Annotated in this window: 11 protein-coding genes; 6 read left to right on the top strand and 5 right to left on the bottom strand. The window is 74.5% G+C overall.

What is annotated here, in order from left to right:
- The first annotated feature begins 24 nt into the window (after positions 1-24).
- Together ACWCO8_RS09900 and ACWCO8_RS09895 are read left to right on the top strand one after the other, a co-directional pair.
- Positions 25-1,035: a C40 family peptidase gene (locus tag ACWCO8_RS09900; RefSeq protein WP_451031811.1), complete on the top strand. Its 1,011-nt coding sequence runs from the start codon at positions 25-27 to the stop codon at positions 1,033-1,035.
- Positions 1,036-1,279: 244 nt separating this feature from the next.
- Complete coding sequence (locus ACWCO8_RS09895) at positions 1,280-2,395, top strand: AI-2E family transporter (protein ID WP_451031810.1); 1,116 nt, start codon at positions 1,280-1,282, stop codon at positions 2,393-2,395.
- A 13-nt stretch (positions 2,396-2,408) separates the two neighbouring features.
- Here ACWCO8_RS09895 and ACWCO8_RS09890 read toward each other — a convergent pair whose 3' ends face one another.
- Both ACWCO8_RS09890 and ACWCO8_RS09885 read right to left on the bottom strand, forming a co-directional pair.
- Positions 2,409-3,872, bottom strand: coding sequence for a carboxylesterase/lipase family protein (locus ACWCO8_RS09890; RefSeq protein WP_451031928.1), 1,464 nt, complete (start codon positions 3,870-3,872; stop codon positions 2,409-2,411).
- A gap of 153 nt (positions 3,873-4,025) precedes the next feature.
- Positions 4,026-5,537: a long-chain-fatty-acid--CoA ligase gene (locus tag ACWCO8_RS09885; RefSeq protein ID WP_451031809.1), complete on the bottom strand. Its 1,512-nt coding sequence runs from the start codon at positions 5,535-5,537 to the stop codon at positions 4,026-4,028.
- A 173-nt stretch (positions 5,538-5,710) separates the two neighbouring features.
- On the opposite strand from ACWCO8_RS09885, the gene ACWCO8_RS09880 reads away from it, so the two are divergent.
- From ACWCO8_RS09880 to ACWCO8_RS09865, 4 genes are all read left to right on the top strand, one after another.
- A complete protein-coding gene (locus ACWCO8_RS09880; RefSeq protein ID WP_451031808.1) occupies positions 5,711-7,081 on the top strand; it encodes a PucR family transcriptional regulator in 1,371 nt (456 codons plus the stop codon).
- A 9-nt stretch (positions 7,082-7,090) separates the two neighbouring features.
- Complete coding sequence (locus ACWCO8_RS09875; RefSeq protein WP_451031807.1) at positions 7,091-7,717, top strand: YigZ family protein; 627 nt, start codon at positions 7,091-7,093, stop codon at positions 7,715-7,717.
- A gap of 75 nt (positions 7,718-7,792) precedes the next feature.
- Positions 7,793-8,971 carry an exonuclease SbcCD subunit D gene (locus tag ACWCO8_RS09870; RefSeq protein WP_451031806.1) on the top strand — a complete coding sequence of 393 codons (1,179 nt, stop codon included), beginning with the start codon at positions 7,793-7,795 and terminating at the stop codon, positions 8,969-8,971.
- Positions 8,968-11,970 (top strand): AAA family ATPase, encoded by a 3,003-nt coding sequence (locus ACWCO8_RS09865; RefSeq protein WP_451031805.1) that lies wholly within the window; start codon positions 8,968-8,970, stop codon positions 11,968-11,970. Before ACWCO8_RS09870 ends, ACWCO8_RS09865 begins: the two co-directional genes overlap by 4 nt.
- 29 nt (positions 11,971-11,999) lie before the next feature.
- Here ACWCO8_RS09865 and ACWCO8_RS09860 read toward each other — a convergent pair whose 3' ends face one another.
- The 3 genes from ACWCO8_RS09860 to ACWCO8_RS09850 form a co-directional block, all read right to left on the bottom strand.
- A complete protein-coding gene (locus ACWCO8_RS09860; protein WP_362010303.1) occupies positions 12,000-12,446 on the bottom strand; it encodes an Lrp/AsnC family transcriptional regulator in 447 nt (148 codons plus the stop codon).
- A gap of 104 nt (positions 12,447-12,550) precedes the next feature.
- Positions 12,551-14,257 (bottom strand): DUF885 domain-containing protein, encoded by a 1,707-nt coding sequence (locus ACWCO8_RS09855; RefSeq protein WP_451031804.1) that lies wholly within the window; start codon positions 14,255-14,257, stop codon positions 12,551-12,553.
- Positions 14,258-14,731: 474 nt separating this feature from the next.
- The gene (locus ACWCO8_RS09850) at positions 14,732-16,141 is read right to left on the bottom strand and encodes a GNAT family N-acetyltransferase (protein WP_451031803.1); all 1,410 of its coding nucleotides are present in this window, start codon (positions 16,139-16,141) and stop codon (positions 14,732-14,734) included.
- Positions 16,142-16,230 lie beyond the last annotated feature (89 nt).

The following is a 16,230-nucleotide window of genomic DNA, read 5'->3' as shown; positions in this document are numbered from 1 at the left end:
CGGGAAAGAGTGATGAAGATGACCATGGACGACAGACTGGCCCAGGTGGTGCTGAGCTTCTGCGCGGCACGGCGCCGCAGGCACCTGGAGCGCCAGGGCGGAACACCCGCACTCACCGCACCCGCCGCGCCCGCCGCACCTACCGTTCCCGGGACCCGCGCCTGGGCCGCGCGCGCCGCGGCGGTCGCCGTCGGCGCCGCGGTCCTGACCGGCGTCGGCGCGGCCAACGCCCAGGCGGAAGAGGCCCCCGCGCGGGCCGGCTGGGACGGTACGCGCTACTGGTACAAGGACGAGACCGGTTGGTGGCGTTGGACTCGACATCATGCGAAGTACCAGGCGCGGACCCAGGCCCCGGCTCGCGAAGCCGGGGACACGTCCTCGGCGGGGCGCGGGGAGCCGGTGTTCCGAGGGCGTTCCGGGTGGGACCCGGTGGACCGGGTGTACTGGTACCGGGACGAGACCGGCCGCTGGCGATGGACGAGCCACCGCTCGAAGTTCGAGCAGCGCCACACCCCGACCGGGTCCACCACCCCAAGCGGCTCCACGGACACTCCAGCGCCCCCCAAACCCACCGGCCGCGCCACCGTGAACCGCTCGACGAGCGACACCGCGAGCGACTCCACGGGCAAGCCCAACAAGGACACCACCGGTCCGCGAACGGTCGCGCCGCCCCGAGGACTTGAGAGGGCCATCGCCTTCGCCCAGGCCCAGGTGGGCGAACCGTACGTCTGGGGCGGTGAGGGCCCCAACGGCTGGGACTGCTCGGGCCTCGTGCAGGAGGCGTACCGCAAGGCGGGCGTCACCCTGCCGCGCGTCGCGGTCGACCAGTACCGCGCCTCCACGCCCATCACCCGCGGCCAACTGCGCCGAGGGGATCTCGTGTTCTGGACGGACAGCGGTTCGGTCTCCGGTGTCCACCACGTCGCCATCTACCTCGGCGACGGGAAGTACCTGGAGGCGCCGCGCCCCGGCAGGAACGTACGGGTCTCCTCCTTCAGCTCCTACAACCCCAACCTGTACGGCCGGGTCGGCTGACGCCCGCGCACAGCGAACGGCGGCGCCGTGAATGGCGCCGCCGTCGACTTGTCGGAGAGCCCGGGGCTACTCGCCGTACTCGCCGAACTCGATGGCCGGCGCGAGGGCTTCGATCACGGGCTGGGGGCGAAGTTCCTCCACTGTGAGGGGTGTGACGCAGACCACTCACACCATCGTCCCCACCTCAGGCGTCCACGCCGACCGGGCTCCCGAACCACCGCCGGGCACCCATAGGGTGATCCCCATGCCTGCCACGCTCAGTTCCACGAAGGCCGCCGCCGCGCTCCGGCGATCCGCCCGTGTCTCCGCCGAGTTGCTCGTCGTCCTCGTCATGGCCTCGGTCGCCCTGTGGCTCCTCGGCCGGATGTGGTCGGTCGTCTGGCCCCTCATCGTGGCCCTTCTCCTCACCACCCTGACCTGGCCCCTCACCCGCCACCTGCGCCGGTGGGGTTGGCCCCCCGCGCTGGCGGCCTCGGCCGTGACCGTGCTCTTCCTCCTCGTGGCCGCGGGCATCGTGGCGCTGATCGCGGTGCCCGTCTCGTCCCAGTCGGGGGAGCTCGCGGACGGCGTGGTGGAGGGCATCCAGAAGCTGCGCGAATGGGCGGCGGGACCGCCGCTGAACATCGGCGACGAGCAGATCTCCGGCGCCTTCGACACGGCCGTCGACCGCGTCCAGAACAGTGTCGGAAGCCTGGTCAGTGCCGTCGGTACGGGTGTGGGCACCGTCTTCAACGGGGTCGTCACCGCCGTCCTCGCGCTCTTCCTCATGTTCTTCTTCCTCAAGGACGGCCCGCGGTTCCTGCCGTGGCTGACCCGTCAGCTCCCCGGCCGCCTCGCCGTCGACGTCCCCGTCGTCGCCGCGCGCGGCTGGGAGACCCTGGGCGCGTTCGTGCGGTCGCAGGCGTTCGTCGGCCTGCTCGACGCCGTCTTCATCGGCATCGGCCTGTGGATCCTCGGAGTGCCCCTGGTGCTCCCGCTGGCGGTGCTGACCTTCGTGTCGGCCTTCGTGCCCATCGTGGGAGCCCTGTTCGCCGGCCTGGTCGCCGTCCTCATCGCGCTGGTGTCCAACGGTCTGACGGACGCGCTGATCGTCCTCGCCATCATCGTCGTGGTGCAGCAGCTGGAGGGGAACGTCTTCCAGCCCATGATCCAGAGCCGGGGGCTCGGCCTCCACGCCGCCGTGATCCTGCTGGCGGTGACGCTCGGCGGCAGCCTCGCCGGCATCGTCGGCAGCCTGCTCGCCGTACCGATTGCCGCGCTGATCGCGGTCGTCTGGAACTACCTGCGCGAACAGCTCAGCGAACCGCCGCGGGAACCGGAGATCGAAGAGGCGCCCCTCGGCGCCCCCGTCGCGTCGTAGGCGCACCGGCCCTTCAGACGCCCCAGGCCCGCAGCTCCTCCTCGCGCGGCGACTCGACCACCGTCGGCTCGTCGTCGCCGGGGCGGCCGAAGGTCATGACCGGCCGCGCCCCGTCCCAGGGCCGCCAGCCCGGATCGCCCGTCGCCGCGAACCGCACCCACGCGGAGTGCATCGCGGCGGCGAGCGGGCGCGGCGCGTCCGGACCCGTCAGGCCCTCCGTCCCGGGCCGGTCGAGGGTGTCGAAGACGAAGCCGATCTCCAGGGCGTGGCAGGCACCCAGGCCGAGGACCGGGGAGCGCCAGCCGAACTCGTAGACGTACGTGGCGCCCGGGCCCGCCGCCCGGGCGTCCGCCAGCCGGATCTGCGGCACCCGCAGCAGCTTGTCCGTTGCGAGCGCGCCCAACAACTCGCCCGGCTTCTCGCCGGGGCGGCGCGCCCGGTACGTCCGTACGGTCCGCGCCGGCACCTTGGTCTTCCAGGCCGCGGCGCGCAGCGCCAGCCGGCCGATGCGCTCGGTGAGCCCGCTCGGTACGAACCACAGGCGGTACTCCTCCGTGTTCGTGCCCATCAGCAGGTCCACGTCCGCCGACGCGCCCTCGCGCAGCGCCTCGAACGGATCGCGGGGCAGGACCTCGCCGTCCACGGCTATCTGGAACGAGTGCCCGCCGGTCAGCGGCGAACCCTTCCCCGTCACCTCGGTCTGCGCGTCGAGCAGCCGCTCCGCCGGTACGGCGGACAGCGCCCGCGCCGTCGCCGGCACACCCAGGTGTGCGGCTATCGCCTCCGTCGTCCGGCGGGCCCGGTCGAGCGGCAGCGCCATCGGCGCCCCGCTCTGGAGCACGGCCCGGCGGAACAGGCCCTTGGCGAGCGGCGAGGCGAGCAGCGCCGCGAGGGAGATCGCGCCGGCCGATTCGCCGAAGACGGTGACCCGCTCCGGGTCGCCGCCGAAGGCCCCGATGTTCTCCCGTATCCACGTCAGCGCGGCCAGCTGGTCGCGAAGGCCCAGGTTGGCCGGGGCGTCGGGGAAGACCCCGAACCCCTCGACGCCGAGCCGGTAGTTGAGGGAGACGAGAACGACACCGTCGCGCGCGAACGCCTCCCCGTCGTAGACGGGGACGGCCGACGAGCCGTGGACCAGGGAACCGCCGTGGATCCACACCATGACGGGCCGGCCCGTGGCTTCCGGCTCGCCCACGGGTGGCGGCCACGGCGCCCAGACGTTGAGGTTGAGACAGTTCGGCCCCGCCACGTCCGGGTCGGGGAGCAGCGCGTCCAGCGGGGCCGCGTACGGGCGCTTGGGCGCCGTCGCCCCGAAGGCGAGGGCGTCCCGCACACCGTCCCACGCCTCGACGGCCTCGGGCGCCCGGAACCGCAACGGCCCCACGGGCGCCTGCGCGTACGGCACACCCAGAAAGGCGGCGACGCGGCGCGCCGGGGACGCGTCGACGAGCGCGCCCTCGACCGGCGACCCGTCCACGAGCGACCCACCGACCGGCGGCTCGCCACCCAGCGACCCACCGACGAGCGCCCCGTCACTCAGCGCCCTGTCACTCAGCGCCCCCTCGACCAGGAACCCCCGCAGCTCCCCACCCCGCAGGGACACCACGGGCTCACGAACCTCGGGCACCGCTCAGCCCTCCGTTCCCGACGTTCCCGAACCCGCCGCGACCAGCGCCCGCTTGAGGACCTTGCCGGTCGGGCCGAGCGGCATCGCGTCCACGAACCGCACGAGCCGTGGGTACTTGTGCCGGCCCAGGCGCTCCTTCGACCACTCCACCAGCTCCGCCGCCCCGACGCATCCGGAGCCCGGGCGCAGGACGACCACGGCGCAGACCTCCTCGCCCTTCGCCTCGTCGGGGACGCCGATCACCGCGACCTCGGAGACCGCCGGGTGCCGGACCAGGACCTCCTCGACCTCGCGCGGGTAGATGTTGAAGCCGCCCCGGATCACCAGGTCCTTCTTCCGGTCCACGATGCTCAGGAAGCCCTCCTCGTCGCGGACGCCCAGGTCCCCGGTGCGGAACCAGCCGTCCACCACCGCCGCGGCCGTCGCCTCCGGATCGTCGAGGTACCCCGCGAACACGTTGTGCCCGCGCACCACGACCTCGCCGATCTCGCCGTCCGCGAGCAGCTCGATCCGGTCCTCGACGGCCGCGTCCGCGACCCCGATCTCCACGCCCCACACCGGGTGCCCCACGGTGCCGGGCCGCGTCCCGATGTGCGGCTGGTTGAAGGTCGCGACCGGCGAGGTCTCGGTGAGGCCGTACCCCTCCAGGACCTGGGTCGAGAACGTCTCCTCGAAGCGTTCGAGGACAGCGACCGGCAGCGCCGCGCCGCCCGAGACGGCCGCCCGGAGCGCCGCGGGCCGCCGGGCGTCGGAGGCCGCCGCCTCCACCAGGGCGTGGTACATCGTCGGTACGCCCATGAAGACGGTGACGCCCTCGTCGGCCAGGGCCGCCAGCGCCGCCGGGCCGCTGAACCGGGGCATCAGGACCAGCGTGGCCCCGACCCGCAGCGTCCCGTTCATCGCGCAGGTCTGCCCGTAGCTGTGGAAGAGCGGCAGACAGCCGAGGACGACGTCCTCCGCGCCCATGCCCAGCAGGTCCTGCGAGGTCACGGACGCGTTGAGGACGATGTTGAGATGGGTGAGGCGGGCGCCCTTCGGGCGGCCCGTCGTCCCGCTCGTGTAGAGGATGACCGCCGTGTCGCTCGGCCCGGCCGGCTCGGCGGCCCGCAGCGGCTCCGCCGCCATCGGCGCGCCCTGCAGCGCGCGCACCCCGGCGCCGCGCGCCGCCTCCTCGGCCACCGCCCACAGAGGGCCGCCGCTCACGAGAGCGACCGCGCCGCTGTGCTCCAGGACGTACCGCACCTCCTCGGCGACCAGCAGCGCGTGGACCGGGACGACCGTGGCCCCGGCGGCCAGCGCGCCGTAGTACACCCGCAGGAAATCCGTCGTGTTCGGCAGCAGCACGGCCACCCGGTCGCCCGGCCCCACCCCCGCGGCCCGCAGCCCGGCGGCGCACCGCAGGGCGTCGTGCCACAGCTCCCGGTAGGTCAGCCGGACCGCCCCTTCGACGACCGCGATCCGGTCCGGGAACTGGCGGGCGGACTCGCCCAGGACATTGGCGACGCTCAGTGACATGGCACGCTCCAGGAAACGCTGCGTTGACGGGCCCGACACGGCAAAGAATCGTTCCTGTCACGGGTCCGGCACCATGTGCGTCTGCCCACCATGTGACGTCGCGGAGTGGGCAGCGGCCTCTCCGAGGTGTCCAGGACGTGGCATCCGCCAAACGGCGGCGTTACGGTGCGCCCATGACCCTCACTCCGGCGCCGACGCCCGGCCGCGGCCCCCGGACCGGCCCCGGCACGGGCCCCGGCCCCGGCACCGGCCGCCCGGCCGCGGCCCCCGCGCCCGGCGCGCCCGCCACGGCCGCCGGTGCCAACGCCGGTGCCACCCTGCGCCGCACCCTCGCCACCTCCCTCATCGGCGACCTGGCCCGCCTCACCGACCGCGCCGTCGACGACATCCGCGCCCACTCCGGTACGTACGCCTCCGGTACTCCGGTCACCCGCGAGGACCTCTGGGAGATCTGCCGGGACAACCTGCTGCGGGCCCTCCAGGACTTCGGCGGGCTCGCCCCCACCGGCGTCGACTTCGAGCAGGCCGCCCGCGAGACCGGCCGTCGCCGCGCCGAGCAGAACGTGCCGCTCGACACCGTCCTGCGCGCCTACCGCCGGGGCGGCCGGGTGCTCTGGCAGGTCATGGCGGAGTACCTGCGCGTCCGCCCCGGCCGTGACACCGACACCAGGGACACCGAACTCGACGTCGCCGGCGCCCTCTGGGAGACCATCGACCGCTACTCCGTCGCCATGGCCGACGCCTACCGGCTCACCCAGCTGGAGCTGCGGAGCCGCCAGGACACCCGCCGCGTCGCCCTCTTCGAGGCCCTGCTCGACGGCCGCGCCGACGACCCGGCCGTCGCCGCGGCCGCCTCCGCCGCCCTCGGCGTCCCCCTGAGCGACCGGTACGTCGTCGTGGTCGCCGCCCAGAACCCGGCCGCCCCGCCCCACCCCGCGCCGGTCCTCGAGGCCGCGGGGCTGTGGTCCTTCTGGCGCCCGCGCGCCGGCCGCTACGCCGGGATCGTCCGGCTGCCGCGCGGCGCCGACGCCCCGCGCGACCTGCTCGACCTGCTCCGCAGGCAGACCGGGACCACCGCCGGGGTCTCCCCGGAGTTCGACCGGCTCGCCCAGGCCGGCCGGGCCCTTCGGCTGGCCGAACAGACCCTCCGTACCCTCCCCGCCGGCAGCGGCGAGGCCGCCGCGTTCGACGACCGGCTCACCGAGGTGCTGCTCAGCGGGCGGGGCGACATCATGGACCGGATCGTCGCCGTCCACCTCGGACCGGTCCTCGCCACCACCGGCGAGCGCGCCGCCCTCCTGGAGACCCTCCGGGTCTGGCTGGACTGCGGCTGCTCCGCCGCCCGGGCCGCCGAGCGGCTCTACTGCCACCGCAACACCGTCCTCAACCGCATCAGCCGTATCGCGGAGCTCACAGGCCGCTCCAGCGAATCGGGCGAGACCCGCCTCGGCTGGGCCCTCGCCCTGCGGGCCCTGCCGCTCGCGGACCTCGGCGACGAGCAGGAGCGGACGGCGGGGGACAGGGGCGCGTTCCCGGGCGCATAGGGTGGCGGGATGCAGGAGCAGTACCGCACGATCGCCCGCGAGGGTGTGCACGAGACCGAGATCAACCGCTCGCGCTTCATCTGCGCCCTCGCCCCGGTGGCGACCGAGCAGGAGGCGCAGGACTTCGTCGCACGCGTCCGCAAGGAGCACCCGACCGCCAGCCACAACTGCTTCGCGTACGTCATCGGCGCCGACGCCTCCGTCCAGAAGGCGAGCGACGACGGCGAGCCCGGCGGCACGGCCGGCGTCCCCATGCTCCAGATGCTCCTGCGGCGCGAGGTGCGGTACGTCGCCGCCGTCGTGACCCGCTACTACGGCGGCGTGAAGCTCGGCGCGGGCGGACTGATCCGGGCGTACGGCGGCGTGGTCGGCGAGGCCCTTGACGCGCTCGGCACCCTCACCCGGCAGCGCTACCGCCTCGCCACGGTGACCGTCGACCACCAGCGCGCGGGCAAGCTGGAGAACGACCTGCGGGCGACCGGCCGGAACGTGCGCGACGTCCGGTACGGCGAGGCCGTCGCCCTGGAGATCGGGCTCCCGGACGCCGACGTCGACGCCTTCAGGGCCTGGCTCGCCGACGTGACGGCCGGCACCGCGACCCTGGAACTGGGCGGCGAGGCGTACGGCGATGCGTGAGCGGATGCTCCCGGACGTGGTCCGATTTTCCGAAGCCACGGCCGTTGTCCGACCCCACCGATACGCTCCTGGATCATGAGATTCCTGCACACGTCGGACTGGCACCTGGGGCGGTCGTTCCACCGGGTGAGCCTGCTCGACGCCCAGTCCGCGTTCCTGGACCACCTCGTGGCCACGGTGCGCGCGCGTGACGTGGACGCGGTCCTGGTCGCCGGGGATGTCTACGACCGGGCCGTGCCGCCGCTCTCCGCCGTCGAGCTCTTCGACACCGCCCTGCATCGGCTCGCCGAGGCCGGGGTGCCGACGGTCATGATCTCCGGCAACCACGACTCGGCCCGCCGCCTCGGCGTCGGCGCCGGTCTCATCGAGCGGGCCGGCATCCACCTCCGTACGGACCCGGCCGGCATCGGCACGCCCGTCGTGCTCGCCGACGCCCACGGCGACGTCGCGCTCTACGGCCTGCCGTATCTGGAACCGGCCCTCGTGCGCGAGCGGCTCGGCGCCGCCAAGGCCGGCCACGAGTCCGTGCTCTCCGCCGCCATGGACCGGGTCCGCGCCGACCTCGCCGCCCGGCCCGCCGGCACCCGCTCGATCGTCCTCGCGCACGCCTTCGTCGCGGGCGGCGAACCGAGCGACAGCGAGCGGGACATCACCGTCGGCGGCGTCTCCGCCGTGCCCGCCGGGGTCTTCGACGGCGTCGACTACGTGGCCCTCGGCCATCTGCACGGCAGCCAGACCGTCACCCCGCGCGTCCGCTACTCCGGCTCCCCCCTCGCGTACTCCTTCTCCGAGGTCCACCACCGCAAGACCATGTGGCTGATCGACCTCGGCCCCGACGGCGCGATCGAGGCGGCCGAGCGGATCGACTGCCCCGCGCCCCGAGCCCTCGCCCGCATCCGCGGCCGGCTCGACGACCTGCTCGCCGACCCCGCGCTCGTACGGCACGAGGAGGCGTGGGTCGAGGCGACGCTCACCGACCCGGTGCGGCCCGCCGAGCCCATGGTCCGGCTCGCCGAGCGCTTCCCGCACACCCTGCACCTGGTCTTCGACCCCGAGCGCACCGAGGACGACCCGTCCGCCTCGTACGCCCAGCGGCTGCGCGACCGCAGCGACCAGCAGATCGCGGAGGACTTCGTGGCCCATGTGCGCGGCGGCGCCGGACCCGACGACACCGAACGGACCGTGCTGTACGGCGCCTTCGACGACGTACGGGTCGACGCGGCCGCCACGGAGCGCGAGGTGGGCGCCCGGTGAGACTGCACCGCCTCTCCGTCACCGCCTTCGGCCCCTTCGGCGCCACCCAGGAGGTCGACTTCGACGCGCTCTCCGACGCCGGCCTCTTCCTGCTCCACGGCCCCACCGGCGCGGGCAAGACCTCCGTCCTCGACGCCGTCTGCTACGCCCTGTACGGAGCCGTGCCCGGCGCCCGGCAGTCGCCCGGGACCTCGCTCCGCAGCGACCACGCCCCGGCCGGCACGTACACCGAGGTCCTGCTCGAACTGACCGTCGGCGAGCGGCGGTTGGAGATCACCCGGCGGCCCGCGCAGCCGCGCCCCAAGAAGCGGGGCGGCGGCTTCACCACCGAGAAGGCCCAGAGCTGGCTGCGCGAGTACGACTCCGGCACGGGTGAATGGGCCGCGCTCTCCCGCTCCCACCAGGAGATCGGCGAGGAGATCACCCAGCTCGTCGGCATGAGCCGGGAGCAGTTCTGCCAGGTCGTGCTCCTGCCGCAGGGCGACTTCGCGCGCTTCCTGCGGGCGGACGCGGAGGCGCGCGGCAAGCTGCTCGGCCGGCTCTTCGACACCCGCCGGTTCGCGGCCGTCGAGGAGCGCCTCGCCGATCTGCGGCGCGCCGCCGAGCAGCAGGTACGGGAGGGGGACGAGCGGCTGCTCGCGCTCGCCCACCGGACGGCGCAGGTCACCGGCGGCGCGGTCGTCGACGAGCGGCCGGGCGAGCCCGGTCTCGCCGAGGCCGTCCTGACCCAGGCGGCCGTCGCCCGCTCCGAGGCGCGCGAGGCCCTCGACATCGCCGACGCGGCGGTCTCGGCCGCCGAGTCCCGGCAGGCCGCCGCCCGCAGGACCCTGGACCGGGAACGGGACCTGGCGGCCCGTCAGGCGCGGTACGCGGAGACCGTGCGCCGCAAGGAGGCGCTGGAGTCCGGCAGGCCCGAGCGGGACCGCGTCCAGGCGGTCCTCGACCGCTCGCGCAAGGCCGACCTCGTGGCCCCGGCCCTCGGCCTGCGCGCCGACGCCGAGCGCGACCACGCGGCGGCGCGGACGGCCCGGGAGCAGAGCCTCGGCCTCCTGCCCGCCGAACTGGCCGACGAGGGCGCGGAGCAGCTGTCCGCCCGGGAGCGGCGGCTGACCGAGGAGCTGGGCGGCCTCGAGTCAGCCCGGCGCGCCGAGCGGCGCGCGGCCGAGATCGCGCGGGAGCGCGCGGACCTCGACCGGCACGCCCGCGCGGACGACGACATCCTCCAGGACGCGGGCGGCTGGCTCAGCGGCTGGGAGCCCCGCAGGGCCGAGCTCGCGGCCCGTATCGAAGCCGCCCAGGAGGCCGCTGCCCGCGCCGAACAGCTCGCGGGCCGGCTCGAACCGGCCCGCCGTCGGCTGGAGGCCGCCCGGCGCCGGGACGCGCTCGCCGAGCGGACGGCCGACGCCGAATCCCGCCTGACGGCCGCCCGGGAGCGGCGCAACGAAGCCCACGAGAGCTGGCTCGACGTCAAGTCCCGCCGCCTCCAGGGCATCGCCGCCGAACTGGCCGCCGCGCTCAGCCCCGGCGACCCCTGCCAGGTGTGCGGCTCCGCCGACCATCCGGCCCCCGCCCGGACGGGCGCCGACCATGTCGACCGGGCCACCGAGGACGCCGCGTACGCCGCCTTCACGCGCGCGGAGGAGGACCGTACGGCGGCGGAGCGCGACATGGCCGCCACCGCCGAGGCCTGGGCTGCGGCCCGGGAGGAGGTCCGGGAGGGTTCGGGCCCCGAGCCCTCGGTGGGCGAACTCGCCGCCGAGGTCGATGAGTTGGCGGTCCGGCACGCCGAGGCGCACGCGCTCGCCGCGCAGACGCACGGCGCGCGGGAGACCCTCGCGCGCGCCGAGCGCGAGTACGAGAGCCGGGTCGCCGCGCAGCGGGACGCCGAGCGCCGCGTCGCCGCGCGGACCTCGCAGCGGGAGGCGCTCGACCGGGAACAGACCGCCCTGGACGCCGAAGTCGCCCGGGGGCGCGGCGCGTCCGCGAGCGTCGCCGAACAGGCCTCACGCCTTGAGCGGAACATCGCGGTCCTCATCGAGGCGGCCGAGACCGTACGCTCCGTGGAACTGACCGCCCGGCGCCTCAAGGAGGCCGACGGCAAGCTCGCCGACACCGCGTTCCGCGCCGGGTTCGACACCCCCGACGAGGCCGCCGCAGCCCTCCTCCAGGACGGCGAGCACCGCACGCTTCAGCACCGGCTCGACGCCTGGCAGGCGGAGGCCGCCGCCGTCGCCGACCGGCTCGCCGAGCCGGAGACCCGGGCCGCCGCCGAGCACCCGCCCGCCGACCCGGAGGCCGCAGACGCGGCGCACACCGCCGCCGAACGCGCCCTGCGCGAGGCCACCTCGGCCCTCGCCGCCGTCCGCGAGCGCGGCGCCGAACTGGCCGGCCTCTCCCGGCAGGCCGACACCGAGGCCCGTCGCCTAGGACCGCTGCGCGCGGAGTACGACCGGGTGGCCCGGCTCGCCGGACTGACCGCGGGCACCTCCGCGGAGAACGAACGCAAGATGCGCCTGGAGTCCTACGTTCTGGCCGCCCGCCTCGAACAGGTCGCGGCCGCGGCGACGGCCCGGCTCCAGCGGATGTCCTCCGGCCGCTACACCCTCGTCCACTCCGACGCCCGCTCCGGCGGCAAGCGGGCCGGCCTCGGCCTGCACGTCGTCGACGCCTGGACGGGCAACGAGCGGGACACCGCCACCCTCTCCGGAGGCGAGACCTTCTTCGCCTCCCTGTCCCTCGCCCTCGGCCTCGCCGACGTCGTCACCGACGAGGCCGGCGGCGTCCGCCTCGACACCCTCTTCATCGACGAAGGCTTCGGCAGCCTCGACGACCAGACCCTGGACGAGGTCCTCGACGTCCTCGACTCCCTCCGCGAACGCGACCGCAGCGTCGGCATCGTCAGCCACGTCGCCGACCTGCGCCGCCGCATCCCCGCCCAGCTGGAGGTCGTCAAGGAGCGCACGGGGTCGGCCGTACGCCAGAAGGGGGCGGGCGCCTGACGCGTCAGGCCGGTGAGTCGGCGGCGGGATCAGCGGCCGATCGCGCGGCGCGGGAGCGGCGAGGAGTACACCACGCTCGTCGTCACCGAACCCAGCGTGCCGACCTTGCCGGAGATCTCCTCCAGGTGCTTCATGGAGCGCGCGGCGACCTTCAGGACGAAGCAGTCGTCGCCGGTCACGTGGTGCGCCTCCAGGACCTCCGGGGTGGCGGCGATCAGATCGTGGAACGGCTTGTAGTTGCCGTTCGGGTAGCGAAGCCGGACGAAGGCGAGGATCGGAAGGCCGAGCCGCTCCGGGTCGACGACGGCCGCGTAGCCCGTGATCACACCGGCCTCCTCCAGCCGGCGGACCCGCTCCGTCACGGCGGAGGCGGACATGGAGACGGCGCGGGCCAGTTCGGTGAAGCTGGCCCGGCCCTGGCTCTGCAGGGCGTCGAGGATGCGCCAGTCGGTGGCGTCCGGGGTGTATCCGGTCAAGGCGGTCATGACCGTGATGGTGCAGAAGAATCCCCGGGCGATCAAGCGATCCCCGGGGAGTTCTCACCGTCCGGAACGCGCGACGGGCGGGAGATCCCGGCTGGTCAGAGCCGTGAGATCTCCTCCACGAGGTCGTCGAGACCCAGCGGGCCCTGCGAGAGCGCCGCCATGTGCCAGGCCTTCGCGTCGAACGCCTCACCGTGCGCGGCCCGCGCGTTCTCGCGGCCGAGGAGCCAGGCCCGCTCGCCCAGCTTGTAGCCGATCGCCTGCCCCGGCATGGAGAGATAGCGGGTCATCTCGCTCTCGACGAAGGCCGGCGGCCGGCTGCTGTGCCGCTGGAAGAACTCCTGGGCCAGCTCGGGGGTCCACTGCTCGCCCGGGTGGAACGGCGAGTCCGCCGGGATCTCCAGACGCAGGTGCATGCCGATGTCGACGATCACCCGGCAGGCGCGCATCATCTGCGCGTCCAGGTAGCCGAGGCGCCGCTCGGCGTCGGGCAGGAAGCCCAGCTCGTCCATCAGCCGCTCCGCGTAGAGCGCCCAGCCCTCCGCGTTGGCGCTGACCCCGCCGATCGTCGCCTGGTAGCGGGAGAGCTGGTCGGCGACGTGCACCCACTGGGCGATCTGCAGGTGGTGGCCCGGCACACCCTCGTGGTACCAGGTCGACACCAGGTCGTACACCGGGAAGCGGGTCTGGCCGTCGACCGGCAGCCAGGTGCGGCCCGGCCGGGAGAAGTCCTCCGACGGGCCCGTGTAGTACGGGGCGGCGGCGCCGCCCGGCGGGGCGATGTGCGACTCCACCTTCCGTACCCGCTCGGCGAGTTCGAAGTGGGTGCCGTCCAGCGCCTCGATCGCCTCGTCCATCAGGCCCTGCAGCCAGACCCGTACCTCCTCGACGCCCTCGATGTGGGTGCCGTGGACGTCGAGGTGGGCGAGCGCCTCCCACGGTCCTGAGCCGGGCAGGATGCGGTCGGCCTCGGTGCGCATCTCGCCGAGGAGACGGTGGTACTCGGACCAGCCGTACGCGTACGCCTGGTCGAGGTCCAGGTCGGTGCCGTTGAAATACCGCGACCAGCGCCGGTACCGCTCGCGGCCCACCGTGTCGGGCGCGCCCGCGACGGCGGGGGAGTACACGTCGCGCATCCAGTCCCGCAGCGCGACGACCGCGTCCGTCGCGCCCCGGGCCGCCGAGGCCAGCTCCGTCCGCAGCTCGGGGCTGAGGGACTCAGGACCCGTGGCCGCGAACTCCTCGAACCAGCCCCGCGCATCGTCGTCGTCCCCGCCCGCCCACTCCGTCAGCTGGCCGACGAAGGTGGTCGTCGCACGGGGACCGCCCAGGAGCTTGCGCTCCAGGCCGAGCGCGAGGGCCTCGCGGTAGCCGTCGAGCGCCGCCGGTACCCCGCGCAGCCGCTGCGCGACGGCCTCCCAGTCCGCCTCGGTCTCGGTCGACGCCACCGTGAACACCATCCGCACGCTGTGCGCGGGGGAGCGCATGTTGCCGACCGCGCAGAGGCCCTCGTCGGCGTCGTGTACGGCGAGTTCGGCCGTCAGTCGCTCCCGCAGCAGCCGGGCGCAGCGCCGCTCGGCGTCGGTGTCCGCGCCCGGGAGCCGCTCGGCCTCCTCGAGCCGCGCGAGGGTGCGGCGGGCGAGGTCGGCCACCTCCTCCTGACCGGCCGGCGAGAAGTCGGGAAGGAGGCCTGCGCTCGCTTCGACTCCCAGGTAGGTACCGGTGATCGGGTCGAGTGCGATGAGTGCGTCGACGTAGCTGTCGGCGACCTGGCGGGGCAGCGGGCTGCTGGAAGTCTCTGGCATGGGGGTCATCCTCGTGCCTCCACGGTCCTCGCGTCATCCTCAATCGATCTCATGAGGCTGACAAATGAGCGCGCGGAGAGAGGGCCCGCGCGCCCCCGGAGCGAGCGCCCGCGCGGGGTCTACGCGGGTCACTTCGCGCATGCGCTCGATGGACGGGCCGAACAGTTCGCGCCGGTACGGGTACGGCATGACCGGCGGCCGAGCATCAAGCCCCAGGCCGAGTTTGGCCGGATCCCGACGGAGGGGGTTCCCCGGCGGGCCCGGGGCGCCACGCCCACCTCGGGGGTGGGCTCGCGGTCGGCCTCCCGGGCGCCGTTGCCCGGGAGGCGGGGACGGGGCGGACTGGCCGGGCGGGGGTACGAAGGATCCGGCCAACTTCTGGCCGTGGTCCGGCCGTCGTCCGGTCGCCGTCCGGGCGTCGTGGACCCGTGGTCCGGCCGTCGACCGCCGCCTCCCAGCCGTCGCCGGTCCGCCTCAGCGCTCGCCCAGCTGCAGGCGGCGGAGCGCGGCGGGGGCCGGCTTCGTGGCGAGGCGGGCGGTGATGACCAGGGTGCCTTCCTCGATCTGGTAGTCGAGGGGGAGGTTCAGGGCGCGCATCGCGGCCACCATGCCGGTGTTGGACGACTGTGTCACGGCGTAGACGCTGGCGCAGCCCGCCTCTTCGGCCATCGCGACAAGCCGGCCGAGGAGTTCGGCGCCGATGCCCCGGCGCTGCCAGTCGTCCTCGACCATGAGGGCGACCTCCGTCTCGTCGCCGTCCCAGAGCAGATGGCCGAGGGCGACCAGCCGGCCGGAGGTCGTCTGCACGGCGAGGGTGCGGCCGAAGCGGGGGCTGAGGAGGTGGTCGAGGTAGCGGTCGGCGTCGCCGACCGGGCCGTGGTAGCGCAGGGCGAGCGTCCGGGCCGAGCAGCGGTCGTGCATGGCGCGCGCGGCCGCGAGGTCGCGCTGGTCGGCGCGGCGGACGGTGATCTCGTTGCCCTCGGGCAGGGTGAGGACGTCCTGGCTGCGCGGGATGCGCGGGCCGAGGCGGGCGTCGAGCTCGACGAGCGCCCGGGCGCGGGCGAACTCGGTCGGGGTGAACGGCAGATGGGGCCGCTCGATGGTGAGCACGCCGCCGTTCGGGTCGCGCAGCCGCATCACCGTCTCCTCCAGGACGCCCTCGACGGGAGCGGTCTCGCCGGTGGGGCGGCCGGTCAGCGAGACGGCGGGGAGGGAGTGGATCCGGCAGCGGCCGAGGAGCTGGCGCAGGGCGAGGGGGAGTTCGGCCGCGTCGAGGGCGGTCCGGGTGGCGAGGCCGAGCAGCCGGGTGGGGGTGTCCACCAGGTCGTGGGCGTCGGCGCGCTCGATCCAGGTGTTCCGGCCGCCGGCCGCGGCGATCTCCCGGGTCAGCTCGGCCGCCTGGAGGGCGGCGGGGGCACGCAGCAGGAACTCGTCGACGGTGCCCTCGGCGAGCGGGTGGGTCTGCAGGGTCAGGATGTCGACCCGCTGGTGGGCCAGCGCGGTGCACAGCGCGGCGAGGCTGCCCGGGGCGTCGCGGACCGTGGTCCGCATCCGCCAGAGGGCCGTCTCGACGGGGCTGTCGGACGCGCCGCCTTCCGGGTCGGTGTCGGTGGTCGGCGGCAGCGGGGCGGACCCGCTGCCGCCGGGATCACCGGCGGGCGGTGCATGGCTGTGGCGCCTGGCCCACCAGGTGTGGAAGGTCGCCGTGGCGATCAGCGCGATCGCGGAGAAGACGAGCATGTACGGGCCGTCGGCACCGCGGACCACGGTCTTGGCGATCGTGTCGGCCACCACCACGGCCGTGAAGAGGGCGGCGAGCTCGATCAGGTCCCGCCGCCAGTGGTGGGGGCGGCGGGCGGTCTTCGCGGATGTCACATCGGTCATGACCTCACTGTGACTCAGTGGTGTTGCGTGATCACGAACGCTTTGTGACTGACGGGTTAAGCGCCGATCTGGGGGTTTACTGGTCGCTT

This window comes from Streptomyces sp. NPDC001927 (assembly GCF_053594455.1).
This window is presented reverse-complemented; position numbering and strand designations above follow the sequence as displayed.

Coding starts and splice junctions, on each gene's coding strand:
- ACWCO8_RS09875 (WP_451031807.1), top strand. CDS start 7,091: ATGCAGGAGCAGTACCGCACGATCGCCCGCGAGGGTGTGCACGAGACC.
- ACWCO8_RS09850 (WP_451031803.1), bottom strand. CDS start 16,141: ATGACCGATGTGACATCCGCGAAGACCGCCCGCCGCCCCCACCACTGG.
- ACWCO8_RS09900 (WP_451031811.1), top strand. CDS start 25: ATGGACGACAGACTGGCCCAGGTGGTGCTGAGCTTCTGCGCGGCACGG.
- ACWCO8_RS09880 (WP_451031808.1), top strand. CDS start 5,711: ATGACCCTCACTCCGGCGCCGACGCCCGGCCGCGGCCCCCGGACCGGC.
- ACWCO8_RS09855 (WP_451031804.1), bottom strand. CDS start 14,257: ATGCCAGAGACTTCCAGCAGCCCGCTGCCCCGCCAGGTCGCCGACAGC.
- ACWCO8_RS09895 (WP_451031810.1), top strand. CDS start 1,280: ATGCCTGCCACGCTCAGTTCCACGAAGGCCGCCGCCGCGCTCCGGCGA.
- ACWCO8_RS09870 (WP_451031806.1), top strand. CDS start 7,793: ATGAGATTCCTGCACACGTCGGACTGGCACCTGGGGCGGTCGTTCCAC.
- ACWCO8_RS09885 (WP_451031809.1), bottom strand. CDS start 5,537: ATGTCACTGAGCGTCGCCAATGTCCTGGGCGAGTCCGCCCGCCAGTTC.